General features: G+C 58.5%; 17 protein-coding genes. 10 read left to right on the plus strand and 7 right to left on the minus strand.

Annotated features, from left to right (window positions below; translation table 11 throughout):
* Positions 1-8 precede the first annotated feature (8 nt).
* Positions 9-866, minus strand: coding sequence for a branched-chain amino acid aminotransferase (locus tag ACYQ54_RS02720; RefSeq protein ID WP_460079072.1), 858 nt, complete (start codon positions 864-866; stop codon positions 9-11).
* A 313-nt stretch (positions 867-1,179) separates the two neighbouring features.
* Between ACYQ54_RS02720 and ACYQ54_RS02725 the strand changes: the two genes are divergently transcribed.
* The 5 genes from ACYQ54_RS02725 to ACYQ54_RS02745 all read left to right on the plus strand — a co-directional run bounded on the left by ACYQ54_RS02725 (position 1,180) and on the right by ACYQ54_RS02745 (position 6,616).
* A complete protein-coding gene (locus ACYQ54_RS02725) occupies positions 1,180-1,614 on the plus strand; it encodes a VOC family protein (protein ID WP_460079074.1) in 435 nt (144 codons plus the stop codon).
* A 121-nt stretch (positions 1,615-1,735) separates the two neighbouring features.
* Complete coding sequence (locus tag ACYQ54_RS02730; protein WP_023000980.1) at positions 1,736-2,398, plus strand: haloacid dehalogenase type II; 663 nt, start codon at positions 1,736-1,738, stop codon at positions 2,396-2,398.
* A gap of 321 nt (positions 2,399-2,719) precedes the next feature.
* Entirely contained in the window at positions 2,720-3,826 is a 1,107-nt protein-coding gene (dctP, locus tag ACYQ54_RS02735) for a TRAP transporter substrate-binding protein DctP (RefSeq protein WP_460079076.1), read from the plus strand.
* Between the two features lie 96 nt (positions 3,827-3,922).
* Positions 3,923-5,257, plus strand: a complete 1,335-nt coding sequence (locus tag ACYQ54_RS02740) for a TRAP transporter small permease subunit (protein ID WP_460079079.1) — start codon at positions 3,923-3,925, stop codon at positions 5,255-5,257.
* A gap of 3 nt (positions 5,258-5,260) precedes the next feature.
* On the plus strand, positions 5,261-6,616 hold the full coding sequence (locus ACYQ54_RS02745; protein WP_460079081.1) for a TRAP transporter large permease: 1,356 nt from the start codon (positions 5,261-5,263) through the stop codon (positions 6,614-6,616).
* Positions 6,617-6,716: 100 nt separating this feature from the next.
* Here the strand turns inward: ACYQ54_RS02745 and ACYQ54_RS02750 are convergent, their stop codons facing one another.
* Positions 6,717-7,472: an outer membrane protein gene (locus ACYQ54_RS02750; protein ID WP_460079084.1), complete on the minus strand. Its 756-nt coding sequence runs from the start codon at positions 7,470-7,472 to the stop codon at positions 6,717-6,719.
* 179 nt (positions 7,473-7,651) lie between these two features.
* On the opposite strand from ACYQ54_RS02750, the gene ACYQ54_RS02755 reads away from it, so the two are divergent.
* The 3 genes from ACYQ54_RS02755 to ACYQ54_RS02765 are packed head-to-tail and all read left to right on the plus strand — an operon-like array spanning position 7,652 to position 8,875.
* Complete coding sequence (locus ACYQ54_RS02755) at positions 7,652-8,233, plus strand: DUF2975 domain-containing protein (protein WP_460079087.1); 582 nt, start codon at positions 7,652-7,654, stop codon at positions 8,231-8,233.
* 22 nt (positions 8,234-8,255) lie between these two features.
* On the plus strand, positions 8,256-8,627 hold the full coding sequence (locus tag ACYQ54_RS02760) for a hypothetical protein (RefSeq protein ID WP_460079090.1): 372 nt from the start codon (positions 8,256-8,258) through the stop codon (positions 8,625-8,627).
* Between the two features lie 26 nt (positions 8,628-8,653).
* A complete protein-coding gene (locus ACYQ54_RS02765) occupies positions 8,654-8,875 on the plus strand; it encodes a helix-turn-helix domain-containing protein (RefSeq protein ID WP_460079092.1) in 222 nt (73 codons plus the stop codon).
* On the opposite strand, the gene ACYQ54_RS02770 is transcribed toward ACYQ54_RS02765, so the two are convergent.
* A complete protein-coding gene (locus ACYQ54_RS02770) occupies positions 8,872-9,258 on the minus strand; it encodes a YkvA family protein (protein WP_460079093.1) in 387 nt (128 codons plus the stop codon). The two genes, ACYQ54_RS02765 and ACYQ54_RS02770, sit on opposite strands and share 4 nt — an antisense overlap.
* A 202-nt stretch (positions 9,259-9,460) precedes the next feature.
* Here ACYQ54_RS02770 and ACYQ54_RS02775 point away from each other — a divergent pair, with 202 nt between their 5' ends.
* Positions 9,461-9,730 carry a hypothetical protein gene (locus tag ACYQ54_RS02775; RefSeq protein ID WP_460079095.1) on the plus strand — a complete coding sequence of 90 codons (270 nt, stop codon included), beginning with the start codon at positions 9,461-9,463 and terminating at the stop codon, positions 9,728-9,730.
* Positions 9,731-9,748: 18 nt separating this feature from the next.
* Here the strand turns inward: ACYQ54_RS02775 and scpA are convergent, their stop codons facing one another.
* Entirely contained in the window at positions 9,749-11,914 is a 2,166-nt protein-coding gene (gene scpA, locus ACYQ54_RS02780) for a methylmalonyl-CoA mutase (RefSeq protein WP_460079096.1), read from the minus strand.
* Positions 11,911-13,923, minus strand: a complete 2,013-nt coding sequence (locus ACYQ54_RS02785; RefSeq protein ID WP_460079098.1) for a methylmalonyl-CoA mutase family protein — start codon at positions 13,921-13,923, stop codon at positions 11,911-11,913. Before ACYQ54_RS02785 ends, scpA begins: the two co-directional genes overlap by 4 nt.
* Before the next feature lie 499 nt (positions 13,924-14,422).
* Between ACYQ54_RS02785 and ACYQ54_RS02790 the strand changes: the two genes are divergently transcribed.
* The gene (locus ACYQ54_RS02790) at positions 14,423-15,124 is read left to right on the plus strand and encodes a LuxR C-terminal-related transcriptional regulator (protein ID WP_460079100.1); all 702 of its coding nucleotides are present in this window, start codon (positions 14,423-14,425) and stop codon (positions 15,122-15,124) included.
* A 224-nt stretch (positions 15,125-15,348) separates the two neighbouring features.
* Here the strand turns inward: ACYQ54_RS02790 and ACYQ54_RS02795 are convergent, their stop codons facing one another.
* Together ACYQ54_RS02795 and ACYQ54_RS02800 are read right to left on the minus strand one after the other, a co-directional pair.
* A complete protein-coding gene (locus ACYQ54_RS02795; RefSeq protein ID WP_460079102.1) occupies positions 15,349-15,756 on the minus strand; it encodes a DUF4332 domain-containing protein in 408 nt (135 codons plus the stop codon).
* A 45-nt stretch (positions 15,757-15,801) separates the two neighbouring features.
* Positions 15,802-16,194, minus strand: a complete 393-nt coding sequence (locus tag ACYQ54_RS02800; protein WP_460079105.1) for a DUF2780 domain-containing protein — start codon at positions 16,192-16,194, stop codon at positions 15,802-15,804.
* Positions 16,195-16,220 lie beyond the last annotated feature (26 nt).

Below are 16,220 nucleotides of genomic sequence, written 5' to 3' on the forward strand. Positions count from 1 at the left end.
CGTCCCGTTCAGGCGTGGGAGAATTCCCAGTAGAGCTCGCGCGCGCGTGCCGCAATCGGACCTGGCTGCAAGTCGCGCTCCTCGATCCGCTTGACCGGCGTCACCTTGCTGTAGTTTCCGGTTGAGAAGATCTCGTCCGCTTCCAGGAACTCGCCATACTCCATGGTCCGCTCGAACACATCGTAGCCGACAGACCGCAGCAACTGGATAACGCGCTGACGGGTGATACCGTTGAGGAAGGTACCGTTCGGGACCGGCGTGTGAACCTTGCCTTCCTTTGCCATGAAGATGTTGGCAGAGGTCAATTCCGCGACATTGCCGAGCATGTCGCGGACTACCGCGTTGTCGAAGCCACGCCCCTTGGCCTCCAGCATCGCCCTGGCGTTGTTGGGATAAAGGCAACCGGCCTTGGCGTTGACGGGCATGCATTCAACCGTCGGACGGCGGAACGGCGACAGCGTGATGCTCATTGCCGCGTCCTTGGGGGCCATCGGCGCATCGAACAGGCACAGGCAGAACCGCGTGCTGTCCGGGTCTCCAACAATCACACCGGGTCCGTCGTTTTCGACCCAATACATCGGCTTGACGTAGATCTGCTGATCGCCGCCGAATTTCGCGCAACCTTCCTTGGTGAGTTCAACCATTTCCCCCACCTGCATGGTCGGCTTCATGCCCAGCGCGACCGCACTGTCGTTGACGCGCTTGCAGTGCAGGTCGATGTCCGGCATCACGCCTTCGAAGTAGCGGGCGCCGTCAAAAACGCTGGATCCGAGCCAGGATGCGTGAGTGCGCGGGCCCATGATCGGTGGGTTGCCCTCGTGCCAAGTCCCGTCAATCCAGGTCCAGGTGTCACTCCATCCGCTCATGTCTCGTCCCTTTTCTGCGCTGCGGTTGTGCAGTCTGTCCGCCGAAACAACACCGCTCATTCCTGCAGGTCAATAGCTTACCGCAGAAATCAAGAAAGTTGCTGTCATTCTTCGCAAGATCCGACGTTATCGGGATAAAAATCACCAAAAAGGCACATAAATCGATATCAATTTTTCTAGGAGAGACTTCCGGAAATCAGGCGTGACGACCATCATTTCGCCGGCACTCCATCCCATGACCTCGCCCACCAGCCATTGACTCCCGGCGCACGAAGTTCTCTATATGTTCCCTCTTCACTTTTGGGAGATCAGGATGGAACAGCGTATTTCCGTGACCACGCTCGTTGTCGAAGACGTTTCCGAAGCACGTCGCTTCTTCGAAGACGGACTGGGATGGCGGGTCCATTCGTCGCCGGGCCCGGATGTGGCCTTTTTTCAGGTTCCCGGCGGTGTGTTTGCGCTTTACGGACGCACCGCCCTGGAAGAGGAAATCGGACGGTCGGTGACCGACAGCCCCACCGGTGCGGTCACCCTCGCCTGGAACGGCAGATCGGAAGCCGAGGTAGACGAAAGCTTCCTGAAAGCGCTGGCCGCCGGCGCCAGGCCGGTCAAAGAACCTCAGAAAGCCTTCTGGGGCGGGTATTCTTCTTATGTGGAAGTTCCCGGCGGTCACTTGCTCGAAATAGCCTTTAACCCGTTCTGGCCGGTTGAAAAGGACGGCGCGATCACGCTGCCTCCGGTGCAATAACAGGGCACAAGTTAGAGATAAGTCCTGCCTGCGACCTTTGTCGCAGACAGCTGCGCTTGACGCAGGAACTTTCAGGCTGTTCTCTTCCGCGGTTTCCTTAAAGGACTTGGAGGTCTTGAAGATGGCGCATGCTGCTTACGTGTTCGATGCGTATGGAACCTTGTTCGATGTGCATGCCGCCGTCCGCAAACACGCGGAAAAGCTTGGACCGGACGCTCAGAGACTGTCGTCTCTCTGGCGGGAAAAACAGCTTGAATACTCCTGGGTGCGTGCCTTGATGGGCAAGTATCTGGACTTCTGGGAACTGACCCAGCAAGGCCTGGACACCGCATTTGCCCTGGTGCCCTCCGCGGACAAGTCCCTGCGCGAAGATCTTCTCAGCGCTTACTGGGAACTGGATTGTTACCCGGAAGTGCCGCAGGTTCTGACCAACCTCAAGGCGACCGGTGCGAAGATCGCGATCCTGTCGAACGGATCCCCCGCCATGCTGGAAGCAGCCGCCAAGGCTGCCGGTCTGACGGAACTCTTCGATGAAATCTTTTCCGTTGACGCGCTCCGGACCTTCAAGACCGATCCACAGGTCTACGAAATGGTCACGACCCACTTCCGGATCTATCCGGAAGAAGTCTCCTTCCAGTCGTCCAACCGGTGGGATATCGCAGGTGCGACCGCATTCGGTTTCCGCACGGTGTGGATGAACAGGATGGGCATGCCTGACGAATATCCGGACCTTTCTCCCAAAGCGGTTCTGGCCGATCTGACTGGACTTGCCACGCTCGGCTGACCCCAAGCCCCTTCCCTTGAGGAAGGGCAACCTCTTCGGCTCGCAGCTTCTCCATTTCCAAAACAGTTCCGGCCATTTTTTCCAAAATGGAAAAGATGTTTTGAGTATCCGGCAAGGTTGCAGGATTTCGTAAGTGTAATATCCTCTCCTTGGTTGGGAGGAAAAGAAGAGCGACAGACTTCCTCGAGGTCATCCCGAACAAGTTACAAAACAACTGCTTAAGAACACAAACAGCTGGTTTGTTACCGCGGAGAAGAAGGGGCGTTTGAACGCGCCCAGCGCGACCGCTCATTTGCTCCCAGACCTATTTGGGAGGAAACCATGAAACAACTTACGACTCGCAGGCAGGCCCTGCGGACACTCGCAGGTGCCGGCACGGTCGGAGCAGCGACACTCGCTGCGCCGCATATTGCGTCGGCACAGGCGCAGACCACGACCTGGAAGATCCAGACGTCCTGGCCTGGAGGCGCCGGTCTGCAGATCTTCAAGGACTGGTGCGGAACCATTGTCGAAAAGACCGGTGGTGAACTCGCATTCCAGCCTTTCGGCGCCAATGATGTTGTGGGCGATTTCCAGCTCTACGACGCCGTCAAGAATGGCGTTCTGGACGCGGTCAACCCGTTCACGATCTATGCCCAGGGCATCATCCCCGCAGCCACTTTCCTGACGAGCTATCCGCTCGGCATGCGCAACCCGCATGAATGGGATGTTTTCTACTATTCCCTCGGTGGTCTGGAAATCGCCCGTGAACTCTACGCCGCGCAGAACATGATGTTCGTCGGCCCGGTGCACCACGGCCCCAACATCATCCACTCCAAGGTGCCGATCCGCTCCATTGACGACTTCCGCGGTCGCAAGATGCGCCTGCCCGGCGGCATGGTCGCTGAAGTCTTCACCGAAATCGGAGCTGAAACGACGGTTCTTCCCGGGTCGGAAATCTTCCCGGCACTGGAAAAGGGCACCATCGACGTTGCCGACTATGTCGGTCCGGCGGTCAACTATGCCCTCGGCTTCAGCCAGGTCACCAAATACATCTCCATGGGCCCTCCCGGCTTCATGTCGCTGTATCAGCCGGTCGACCTGATGGATATCACCGTCGGCATGGAGGCATGGAATGCCCTCAGCCCGCAGATGAAGCAATTCGTCGAGATGGAAACCCATGTCTACTCCGACATGCACCATGCGGCCATCCAGAAGGCGGACCAGGAAGCCTGGGCGAAATTCGAGGCCGACGGCACCGAAATCACCCGGCTCAGCCAGGACGATGTCGAACTGATGACCGAAGTCGCCGTACCGATCTGGTTCAACTATGCGAACCGGGACAAGGACAGCGCACGTCTGTTCAAGATTCAGCTCGACTACATGATGTCCGGTTCCCTCGGCTACGTCACGCCGGAGCAGGTCGAGGGCCTAGAGCTCGACCTCTGATCCCAGACGACGTCTCGGAAAACGGACCCGCGCGGCCAGCCGCGCGGGTCCTGTTCAACTCAACAGGGGGCAACTTCCCCTGGGGAAGGGAGAGGCATGCCTCATCTGGACTTTACCTTGCCGCATTGGGCCTACTGGCTGGGACTGATCATCTTTCCGCTGATCGCCGCAGCCCTTGCCAAGCGGCCAAAGCCGACTGAACGGCGATATTCGCTGGTGCTCGGCTATTTCATTCTCGTCACCGCCGGCATTCTGGGGCTGCACCGGCTTTACCTGAAAAGCCTGATCGGCCTGATCTATATCCCGGTTTTCATCCTGATCCTTTACGCCAATGCGCAAAGCCAGGATGCCCGTTCGGTTGTGTCCGATATGGCGAATGCCGTGCGCCAGGCCGAACGGACGCTTGAGCGCGAGGGGGAAAGGGTCAAGACCGCCGAAGCCGACCTGCCAGCGCTGAGGCAAAAGCTCGCTGACGCGGAAGCGCAGGCCGAAGAAGGCAGCTTTGCCAAGCGACGCGCCGAACGGGATGTCCAGCGCGCCGAACAGCGTGTCGAACAGGGCAAGGCCCGCCTTTCCGAGGCAGAGACAATCCTGGAAACCGCCCGCCCGGCAGCCGCAAGCGCCCGAGGCACCCTGAACTTCTGGGGCAATGTTGCCAAATACGCCTTCTGGCTGCTGCTGGCCGGCGTAGCCGTGGACGCATTGCTGCTTCCCCGGCTGGTCTCGAAAGCCAACGAGAACCTGCCGCCGGACCCGGAACTCAGCGAAGCGGAAAAGAAGCTCAAGGAGCTGGAAGAAGCCGAGCGCAAGGACGATGCCGATCACGTTTCAGCCGGCTGGACCGGCTGGATCGACCGGCTGTCGCTCTATTGCGGCGAGTTTGTCAGCTACTGGGCGGTGATCGCCGTTCTTGTGTACTACTTCGAAGTCATGAGCCGCTACGTCTTCGGCAGCCCGACCAACTGGGCCCACGAGGCGATGTATCTCATGTTCGGCATGCAGTACCTGATCGCCGGATCCTACGCCATGCTGACGGAATCCCATGTGCGGGTCGATGTCTTCTATGCACCGCTCTCGCCGCGCCGCAAGGCAATCGTGGACCTGTTGACATCCGTCTTCTTCTTCATCTTCGCCGGCACTTTGCTGGTCACCTCGTGGATCTTCGCGTTCGATGCCATCGCGGTTCCCTCCGGAAACTCGCTGGTCTCTGACTGGGCGCGCGGTGAAATCGGCTTCAGTGATGTCGTTGCAAGCTGGAACCTTGCCCAGTGGACCGATCCGAATATCCGCTGGGGCGAAATCAGCTTCAACGAATGGGAAGTGCCGCTCTGGCCGATGAAGTGGGTCATGGTGCTCGGCGGGTTGCTGCTGGTGCTCCAGGGAATTTCCAAATTCGCGCAGGACATCCGCGCAGTGATGGGCAGGGCTTGATCCATGGGACTTGAAATCGGAATTGAGTGGTTGACACTCATCATGTTCGGCTCGCTGCTGGTCCTGCTCATGGCAGGCCTGCCGCTGGCCTTCGTCACCGGAGGGCTCGCCTGTGTGTTTCTGTTCGTCCTTGGTGACGAACGGGCGCTCAACATCGTGCCGTCCCGCATTTTTCCACTGATGACCAACTATCAGCTTTCGGCGATCCCGCTGTTCATCTTCATGGCATCGATGCTGGAACGGGCCGGCATCATCAACGACATGTTCGATGTCATCTACAAGGTGCTCGGCGGCGTGAAAGGCGGCCTGGCGGCGGCAACCATCATTGCCTCCACCGTTCTGGCGGCCATGGTCGGGGTCATCGGGGCAGCCGTGGTCACCATGGGCATCATTGCCCTGCCTGCCATGCTGAAACGAAACTACGACCCGAAGATCGCCATGGGCTCGATCATGGCCGGTGGCACGCTCGGCATCCTGATCCCGCCGTCCATCCTTGCGATCATCTACGCAGTGGTGGCCGAACAATCCGTCGGAGAGCTCTTCATTGGCGCGGTCATACCCGGGCTGCTGCTGTCCGGCCTCTACATCCTTTATGTGATCGTCAGCTGCATGATCGATCCGAGGAAGGGACCGCCGATCCCGGAAGAAGAACGCATTCCGTTCAAGGAAAAGGTCCGGCTGCTGTCGAACATGTCCGCTCCGATCGCCCTGATCGTGATCGTACTGGGCGTGATCTTCACTGGTGTCGCGACGCCGGTCGAGGCCGCAGGCATCGGCACCTTCGGCGCTATCATCGTTGCTGCCATCCACCGAAATCTCGACTGGCAGACACTGCGCGAGGCATCACTAACCACGCTGAAGGCCTCGGCCATGGTGATCTGGATCATGTTCGGAGCAACCATCTTCGTCGGGCTATACGTTCTGGAAGGTGGTCAGCAATTCGTGCAAGGCGCCCTGGAAGCCACCGGCCTCGGCCCTTGGGGCATCCTGATCATCATGCAGATCGTGCTGGTCGTGCTGGGCATGTTCCTGGACTGGGTCGGCATCCTGCTCCTTTGCGTGCCGATCTTCGTTCCGATCATCAAGGCACTGGGTGCGGCATCCTTCGGGCTCGACAACCCGGACGATCTGGTGCTGTGGTTCGGCGTTCTCTACCTGGTCAACATGCAGATGAGCTTCCTGTCACCGCCCTTCGGCTACGCGCTCTTCTATCTGCGCGGCGTCGCACCGGCCGACATTCCGATGACCGACATCTTCAAGTCTGCCCTCCCATTCCTGGCTCTGCAGGTGGTTGGTCTGGTGCTGTGCATGCTGTTCCCGGGGCTGATCACCTGGCTGCCCAACCTGGTCTACGGGTGACGAGGTAAAAAACAAAGGGAAACGGCTGCACTCGGTGGGAAGAGTGCAGCCGTTCCTTACCGCCGGACCAACGAGCCCGGCGATTTCCCGGGGCGGCAGATCAGAAAGAGCGGGACAGACCTATCATCAGTCGGTGATTTCCCGCCGCCCGTTCAACATTTGCGCCGCCGTATCTGGCCTTCTCGTCCAGAATGCCGGTCATCGAGTAGTCCGCCCGCAGGTGCCACGCGTCCGTGACCGCAACCTCGACGCCACCGCCGACAACTGGGCCGATGGAAACAGAGTTTCTCTCCGTCCCGTTTGCCTTGAGGCTGTGCTCCGTCGCGGCAATGCCGAGGCTGAGATACGGCATGACGTTGCTGATCGGCATCCCTGCCCGGACCTTGGCATTGATTGTCCATTTGGATCCGGTTTCCACGGCGCCCAGTGTCGGATGATTTCTCTTTTCCCGAGTCCCGAGATAAGCAGCCCCACCTTCAACACCCAGGACAAAGCGCGAGACTTCCCAGTTGTAGCCGCCGAAGAGACCGAAGGCCGCGTCGACTCTCGAGAAATCCTTAGATCGACCACCCGATTTGACATCGGTCACCGTCTGCGAAACGCCACCTTCAAAACCGAGGTAGGGACCCGCCCAGAGCGACTGGGGCACCGGCGCATAGACTGGCGGCTCGTAAGTATCCAAATCGGCAGCGCTCGCCCCGACGACAAGCACACCCAGAACAGCACAAAGAACCAGAGGCTCCAACAGCCAGTGGCTCCGCAGGATTCGCCTGATCACCCCGGGGCGCCGCCCGGACCGGCTGTGCCCGATGGCCGGTGGAACACGAAAAACATAATTGGCAAAGGACCTTACCATCAGTGATCTCACTTCATGTATGACAACTTTATCGTCTCACATATCTGAAAAATTATTGTAAAACGATAATTTAAAAAATGATTGCAATAATTTTTTTGTCAATAGCAATGTTTTGAGTTTGTGTTTTCCAGTCAGATGAACTAGACACGGTGCCGCAATGACACGATGCGGAGTTACCGATGAGCGAACTTGAATGGGCAGAACGCGAAAAGCGGCTGACGCGGATCCGGCGCGTGTCCGCATTCATGAAATGGGCTGTCACCCTCATCCTGTTGATCCTGCTGGTCCTGGGTGTGATCGTCACAATCGGCATCGCCCTGCCCAACGACTTGATGATCGGTGCAAAAGAAACCCTGGACGTTGCCGATACCGAACGCATGCTTGGCGACATTCCGCAGGTACAGCGCATCTGGATCTCCGCGCTGGCGGCAATTGCTTTCGGTCTGCTCCTGGCGGTCGGCTGGAACGTCCGTCAGGTGTTCAAGCGGTTCCAGAAGATGGAGTTCTTTTCGCCGAAGACGCTGGCAAACGTGATTTCCTTCGGCATCTGGCTGATCGTGTTCGCGGTCTTTGACCTGATCAGCGATCCGATCGGCTCCGTCATTCTGACCTATGATTTTCCCCCGGGCCAGAGAACTGTCGACATCAGTCTCGACGGTGGAGAGATCTTCTTTCTCGTTCTGGGCGCCCTGATGCTGCTGTTCGGCTGGATCCTGCGCGAAGCGGCCCTGATTGCGGACGAAAACCAGCAGTTCATTTGAGCAAGGCCATGGAGGATCTGGGATGATCATCATCAAAGGTGGTGCCGGGCTGAAGAAACCCGGCATCATTCAGGACGGCGCAGAGGCAATCAAGAATGCGTGGACCACGCGGTCCCATTTCGCGCTGGTACCACGCGATGACATTTCTTCCTCCAAAGCGCGCAAGGGACTTGCACCCTTCGTCATCTCGTTCTTTGCCTGCACTCTTCACGTCCTTGCGAGTGGTCCCGGCACGGCTCTCACAGCGCCTTTGGACCAACCGCAAGCACAATGGATTGTTGACGCAGCGGTTGATGGCGGTGAAATATCAAGCATGATTCTCGGGACACTCTTGCTTTGCTCAACTGGATCATGGGTGAGGCCGCCCAGCTCGCAGAAGAATATCGAAAAATAATTTAGCGACAGCGCCGGGGTCCCATCATGCCCATCATCATTGAACTGGATGTAATGCTCGCCCGCAGGAAGATGCGGTCGAAGGAGCTGGCTGAGCGGATCGGCATAACCGAGCAGAATGTATCGCTGCTCAAGTCCGGCAAGGTGAAAGGTGTGCGCTTCGAGACCCTGGAAAAGATCTGCGAAGTACTCGACTGCCAACCCGGTGACATCCTGATTTACGAGCCGGAAAAAACTTCTGACAATTAGGCCGGAAGAAGCCGCCAGAGCCACAGAAGAGCAGCCAACGCCGCGCCGATCCAGATCAACACGACCAGCACTGCTGCCATCCGGCTGGCAGGCGGCTTCCCGGATCTCCTGTCAGCTGCCGCGCGACACTCCTCCATCACCTGCGGCGGAATGAGCTTCACAGCAAGATAGATGCCAAGTGGCACCAGCAGCAGATCGTCGAGATACCCGATCACCGGAATGAAGTCCGGTATCAGGTCTATCGGTGACAAGGCATAGGCCGCGGTCGCAACGGCCAGAGCCTTCGCGTACCAGGGCACCCTCGGGTCCCGGCTGGCCAGGTAAAGGGCATGGAGATCGCGCTTGATACGCTTCGCCCATGTTTTGATGGCGTCTATCGACATGACGGCCCGAGTGTGGCTGAAACGAAATCCCGCGCAAGGGAGGGCCTCCGCACAGCCTGGGTGAGGATCTCCTTAGCCGGTACCTCTTCCAGTCCTGCACAAGCTTCGCTGCCTAGAACATCCTCGGTAATTTCAACGAGGCCGATGGAGCGAGCAGTCTTCTGCCATGACGCGATCAAATTCCCCCCTTGAAGGCAGGCCGGTGCCTGCAACGAGAGCGCGGCTGCGATCCGGCAAGCTGCTCAATCTTGACAGCACGCTGTTGAGCGAATGCACTCTGTACGATCTTGAAAACGGCGACATCGGGATCGTCGTCCAGGATCCGGACCTCCCGGTACCGGACAGGGTGCTGATCGACGACAACAAGGAATTGACACGTGTCTTCACGGAGATCCGCTGGCGTATGGGGCCTTATCTCTTCGGCATGTATCTGGAACCGCCGGTTCCGGTGAGCAAGTTCCAGGATACCTGACGATCGCCCGAGCGCGCTTTACTCCGCAGCTTCCGCGGAACCATATCCCAGCTGTTCGTTGAGCTTGCCGATTAGACCGATGGCAGCTTCCGCAATCACCGTTCCCGGTGGGAAGATTGCAGCCGCGCCAGACTTGTAGAGTTCGTCATAATCCTGCGGCGGCACCACACCACCGACGACGATCATGATGTCTTCCCGGCCTTCTTCCGCCAGTGCCCGCCTCAATGCCGGAACCAGTGTCAGGTGGCCCGCGGCCAGCGACGATACGCCGACCACATGAACATCGTTTTCAACCGCCTGCCGGGCAGCTTCCTCCGGTGTCTGGAACAACGGCCCGATATCGACGTCGAACCCGAGATCCGCAAAAGCGGAGGCGATCACCTTCTGACCGCGGTCGTGACCGTCCTGCCCCATCTTGGCGACCAGAATACGCGGCCTGCGGCCGTCGTTGTCTTCAAAGGCTTCCACCAGTTTCTGGACTTTGTCGATGGTCCCGGACATGGCCCCGGCCTCCCGTTTGTAGACCCCTGCAATCGACTTGATCTCGGCCTTGTGCCGGTCGAACACCTTTTCCATTGCCAGCGAGATCTCGCCCACAGTCGCCTTGGCTCGTGCAGCCTTGACGGAAAGATCCAGCAGATTGCCGTCGCCTGAGGCCGCACATTGGGTCAGGGCGTCCAGAGCGGCCTGGGTTTCGGCCTCGTTGCGTTCTTCACGCAGCCGCTTGAGCTTGTCGATCTGGGCAGCGCGCACCTGGGCATTGTCGACCTTCAGGACGTCGATTGCCTGCTCGCTGTCCGGTTTGAACTTGTTGACGCCGACCACAGTCTGCGCACCGCTGTCGATGCGTGCCTGGGTCTTGGCGGCCGCCTCCTCGATGCGCAGCTTCGGAATGCCCTTCTCGATGGCTTTCGCCATACCGCCGAGTTCCTCCACTTCGCGAATATGCGCCATGGCCTTTTCGGCAAGGTCTGCCGTCAGCTTCTCGACATAATAGGAACCGCCCCAGGGATCGATCACCTGCGTCGTGCCGCTTTCCTGCTGCAGAAACAGCTGCGTGTTGCGGGCGATACGTGCTGAGAAATCGGTCGGCAGAGCCAGCGCCTCGTCCAGCGCATTCGTGTGCAGCGACTGCGTATGCCCCTGCGTTGCCGCCATGGCTTCCACACAGGTTCTAATGACGTTGTTGAAGACGTCCTGTGCCGTCAGTGACCAGCCGGAGGTCTGCGAATGGGTGCGCAGCGACAGGGATTTCGGGTTCTTCGGCTGGAAGTTTTCTTCCATCAGGGTCGCCCAGATCAGGCGCGCGGCACGCAGCTTGGCAATTTCCATGAAGAAGTTCATGCCGATCGCCCAGAAGAAGGACAGCCGCGGTGCGAACTGGTCGATGTCCATGCCGGCGGCGACACCGGCCCTGGCATATTCGATGCCGTCGGCAATCGTATAAGCCAGCTCCAGATCCGCCGTCGCCCCCGCTTCCTGCATGTGGTAGCCGGAAATGGAAATCGAATTGAAGCGCGGCATGTTCTGGGACGTGTATTTGAAGATGTCCGAGATGATCCGCATGGAGTGCTTGGGCGGATAGATATAGGTGTTGCGGACCATGAACTCCTTCAGAATATCGTTCTGAATGGTGCCCGAGAGGTCCTTCTGGGCAACGCCCTGCTCTTCCGCCGCCACAATGTAAAGCGCCAGCACCGGCAGCACTGCGCCGTTCATGGTCATGGAGACGCTCATCTTGTCCAGCGGAATGCCGGAAAAGAGCGTACGCATGTCATAGATGGAATCGATCGCCACCCCTGCCATGCCGACATCACCCGAAACACGCGGATGATCGCTGTCGTACCCGCGGTGCGTGGCAAGGTCGAAGGCCACCGAAAGGCCCTTCTGACCGGCGGCAAGATTGCGCCGGTAAAAGGCATTGGAGTCCTCCGCCGTCGAAAAGCCGGCATACTGACGCACGGTCCAGGGCTGTTGCACATACATGGTCGGATAAGGACCGCGCAGGAATGGCGGCAGGCCCGGCCAGGTGTCCAGATGCTTCAGGCCTTCGAGGTCCTGTGCGCCGTAGACCGGTGGCACCAGAATATCTTCCGGCGTCTGCCAGCTTTCCTGTGAGCCGGCATCGGCAGCCTTCACGACTTTCCGGAACGGCTTGTCGGCGAAATTCGGGATCCTGCTCATGATTGGACCTCCAGATCTGTCAGCTCGACCCCCTGATGGGTCTCCAGCCGGTCAAACGCATCTTTCAGGATGGCCAGCAGATCACACCCGGCAAAGACGAATGCAGCCACACCGGCCTCGCGAAAGGCATCTTCCCGCTCTCCCGGGCGGCCTGCAAGATAAAGATAGTTGGCCCCAGCCGTTTTGAGCGCACGCGCTGCCTCTTCGGCCTGGGCCTCGTAGACATCGTCGGTCGAAACCAGGCAGGCCAGCAGCGCCCCGCTTTGCCGGAAGGCGGCAACAAGGTCTTCAAGGGAAGCATAGACAGCCGGTCCCGCGGGCTTCACCCCGCCTGCGGCAAAGGCGTTCGCCGTCCAGGTCGCGCGGGCGGAGAATTGTGCCAGGGTTCCAAGGGAGGCCAGGAAAACCGTTGGTGTTGCCGAAGCAGCTTTCTCGAATGCCTCGGCTCTGGCACGCAATTGCTCGAACGGTTCCGAAATGCGCGCCGTTTCCAGCTTCGGCAGGGAATAGTCACGCGGCAACAGATCGAGCCGCATGCCCAGCTCGTTCAACGGCACGCCTTCCAGGGCAAGCCTGCGAAGGACAGTGAAGCGCTCACCGTTGCCAGGTTCGGGCAGATCTCCACGCGGAGCGCTCACACCGGCCAGATCTTCTTCGCTCGACTTCAGCACGGCGACTTTCTTTTCCGCCAGATCCGGGAACTCGCTCACCCCGGTGATTGGACGCTTTCTGGAGGAAACGGCCTTGGTGAGGCTCGCCTTCGCAGTTCCTATCCGCTCGTGCACAAGTCCCTTGCGCACCGCCTCGAACAGACCGCCGGCGGCTTCGATTTCCTGGAACAGGGACCAGGCAGCCTCGCAAACCGTATCGGTCCGGTCTTCAATGGCACCCGAGCCCGCTGCCGGATCGACGACCTTGGCAAGGTTGCTTTCCTCCAGAAGGATGGACTGCGTGTTGCGGGCCAGTCTGCGGGCGAACCCGTCAGGAAGGCCGACAGCCAGCGTGTGCGGCAGGACGCAGATGCTGTCCGCACCGCCGACACCCGCCGCAAAGGTTGCCACCGTGTTGCGCAGAAGATTGACCCACGGATCACGGCGGGTCAGCATTCTGTAGGAAGTCGACATATGCAGCGGCAGATTTGCCTGCGGCAGTCCTGCCCCGTCCAGAACAGCGGCCCAGAGAGAGCGGATGGCACGCGCCTTGGCAATCGTGCCGATCTGATCTGCTTCCGCAATCAGGCTGAAAGCAATCTTGTCTGCCCATTGCTCGGGCGCCAGCCGTGTGCCTTCCAGCATGCGCAAATGCGCTGTGGCAGTCGACAGAACCAGTGCAAGTTCCTGCGCTGGCGTTGCCCCCGCTTCGTGCCAGATACGGCCATCGGCTTTCAACGCCCGCGCCGGGCTGCCGAACTCATGAGCCGAAATCACAAGATCACGGAAATGCCTGTACGCATTTTCCATGTCGGCCAGTGCAACGCCATTGGCCGCCACCCAACTGTAGGTATCTATCCCGGCCGTGAGCCGAACGTTTGCCGGATCGATCTTCCGCTTTTCAATCAGCGCGAGAATTGAAGCAAAAATCTCGACGTTTTCGCGTCCCGCTTCGAAGCGCACGTTGATGAGATCCAGTTCGACACCCTTTAACAGACGGTCGAGACCGGAAATGTCATCGACCCGTATGCCATTGCCGTAGGAGGCGGCTGCACCGCGGAAAACCAGATCGAGGCCACTCGCGCCTCCCTCCAGATCTTCCAGAATTTGCGCATTCGCCTTTGCTGGATCGGGAATGTCGATCCGCTGGACAACGGACCAGTCGCCGGCGGCTGCCCTCAAGGCGCGGGCGGGACTGTCTGTCCTGCGTTCATAAAGAGGAGCGATTTCCAGCCCGTCTTCGGTTTTCCCGTAAAGCTTCTGCCGGGCACCGCCCTTGAGCGCCCTGTCCACGGCGGCCCACCAGGCATCCGCGTCGGCAGAATAAAAACTGTCAGGTCCGGTAAAGCTGTTAGGCATCGCAATTACTCCCTGGCCCCGTTTTAGTCCCTGGCCCCGAAGCTTGGCAACTCAGCAGAATGGGTAAGGATTTCAGGATCGCAGGATCATGACACGAAGCAACGTCGGCATTTTCGAAGCGCGATTCGTCAGTAGAATTAATTAGACGCACAAAATAATAAATTATCTACAAAGTCTGTTTTTAGACTTACGCTTACGAAGTCGTTAAACACTTTGCAAAAGGACAATTTGGCCTCTTCTAGGCGGCAACTTGTCAAATTTTTGGCGGAATAAGCTAAATTTGCCAGTTTTCCCTATTGGTACGATCATCAATTGTATTGTAGCGTATAGCTGCTGACGCATGGGAAATTCTACCCTCATAAAAAATGCGCGGCAGCCGGGTCTGACACCCACCTGATTGGGTTTGACGGGCCACGGTTTCCACCCATCAGCGGATGTTCCGGTCAAGCTAGGGACACCCGCAAAGAAGCGGCAACTAAAGCCGCAAAGGATGTGCACGATGCTTGATCAAACGGAATTGAAGAGCAAGCTGAGAGCAATCTCGGAAGCAAACGCCGCCCATCATGTCCTCGATATCTTGGAATCGAACCTTCGTCGCATGGGGGCGACACATATCCTTATTACCGGTCTGCCGATGCCGAACCGTCCGATCGACAATCTCGTTCAAAGGTTCCGGTGGCCCGATCAACGCAATGACGGAATTGAAAGCACCTCGCTTTCAGCTAACGACAGCGCACTGATGCTTGGCCTCGGGTCCAACCGGGCCCGCGTCTGGACGATTTCCGCCGGCGACATGGAACATTCCGACCTCCTGGCATCCGCCGGAGAAGGCAGCCAGATCGTCGTCATCCCGGTGACGGAACTCTATCCCTTCCAGGCATTCGTCTTTGCGAGCGGCCCGTCTCTGCAGGTCAACAAGTACGATCTGTCCAACCTGGAAGTTCTTGCCGCCGCCGCATTCTCGCGTCTGCGCGAGCTTGGCGTCATTTCCGGACAGCGCCCGGGCGCCTTGTCCACGCGCGAACGCAGGGTTCTTGAACTGACCGCCTACGGCAAGACGGCCGGAGAAATCGCAGACGTGCTCGACATCTCGCAGCGGACCGTCCATGCACATCTGCAGAATGCCAGCGTCAAGCTGAACGCATCAAACAAGACCCACACAGTGGTCGAAGCGCTTCGTTACGGACAGATCAGCGTCTAACAGCGGATCGTGGACCGACTGCTTTTCGAGACATGCAACAGAGGCGCACTTCGGTGCGCCTTTTTTGGCTTTCGGCACCACAAGACAATGACACCATCAGGCTTGAATGGATTACACTGACCATTCGCCTTCGCCAGCACGCTCGACAGGGCGCACCCAAAAATGAAAAAGACGCGCTGTCCGCACGCCTTTTCCTGCAGTCGCATTAAGCCGACTTGCTGACCTCAGTAGGTCATCATCGGCGGCAATTCCTTGGCTTGGTCGACCCACTTGGTGACCTGACTTTCGCTCGGAACCTGGCGAACGAGCTTTTTCTCCTCGTTCACTTCTTTCATCTTCTCCGCCAGATTGGCGGCGTTGCGATGCTTCAGTTCCTTCACCGTGTCGACGCCCGCAGCTTCCAGGAGTTCGGAATATTCCTCACCGACGCCGCTGATACGCATCAGGTCGGCCATGTTGGCCCATTTCAGGATCCGCTTACCGTCGATGCCGGTTTCTTCTTCCAGTGCCTTGCGCCCTTTCGGGTCCTTCGCACGCTCCAGATAGGCTTCCGTCGTCTTGATACCGGCTTCACCCAGCTTTGCAGCATAGGTCGAGCCGATACCTTCGATTTCATCGATGGAATAAGACATGTGCTCAGAACTCCCTAATCAACCGGCAACCGAACCCTGGGACAGTCAGACGATCTGGCTCAGCCCCGGAATTTGTGAAACCACTTCATTCACAACATCGTCCCCTGCTTTTTCCTTAGCATATGAAACGAGTTCTTTGACAACACTTTGAACGCCATCCATATCGAGACCGGCATTGGTCAGCTCGTTGAGTGCGGCCATGGCCCCCATTCCACCGCCCATCATGCTTCCAAGACCGCCGAGGAACCCGCCGCCGGAGCCTGCTTCAGCCCGCGCATCGACCAGCTCCTTCGCCCCTGGCAGGGCATCGAAGATAAGCTGCATCTTGTCTTCCGGACCTTCCTTGTTCAAGAATCCCAGAATGATGCCGATAGCGTTTTTGGCAACATCTTCTTCAATGCCCGCGGCCGCCATGATCCGGTTGATGAGCTCTTCCATGAAAATCTCCTGATCAAATGTCCGGC

It is taken from the genome of Roseibium sp. LAB1, assembly GCF_054658235.1.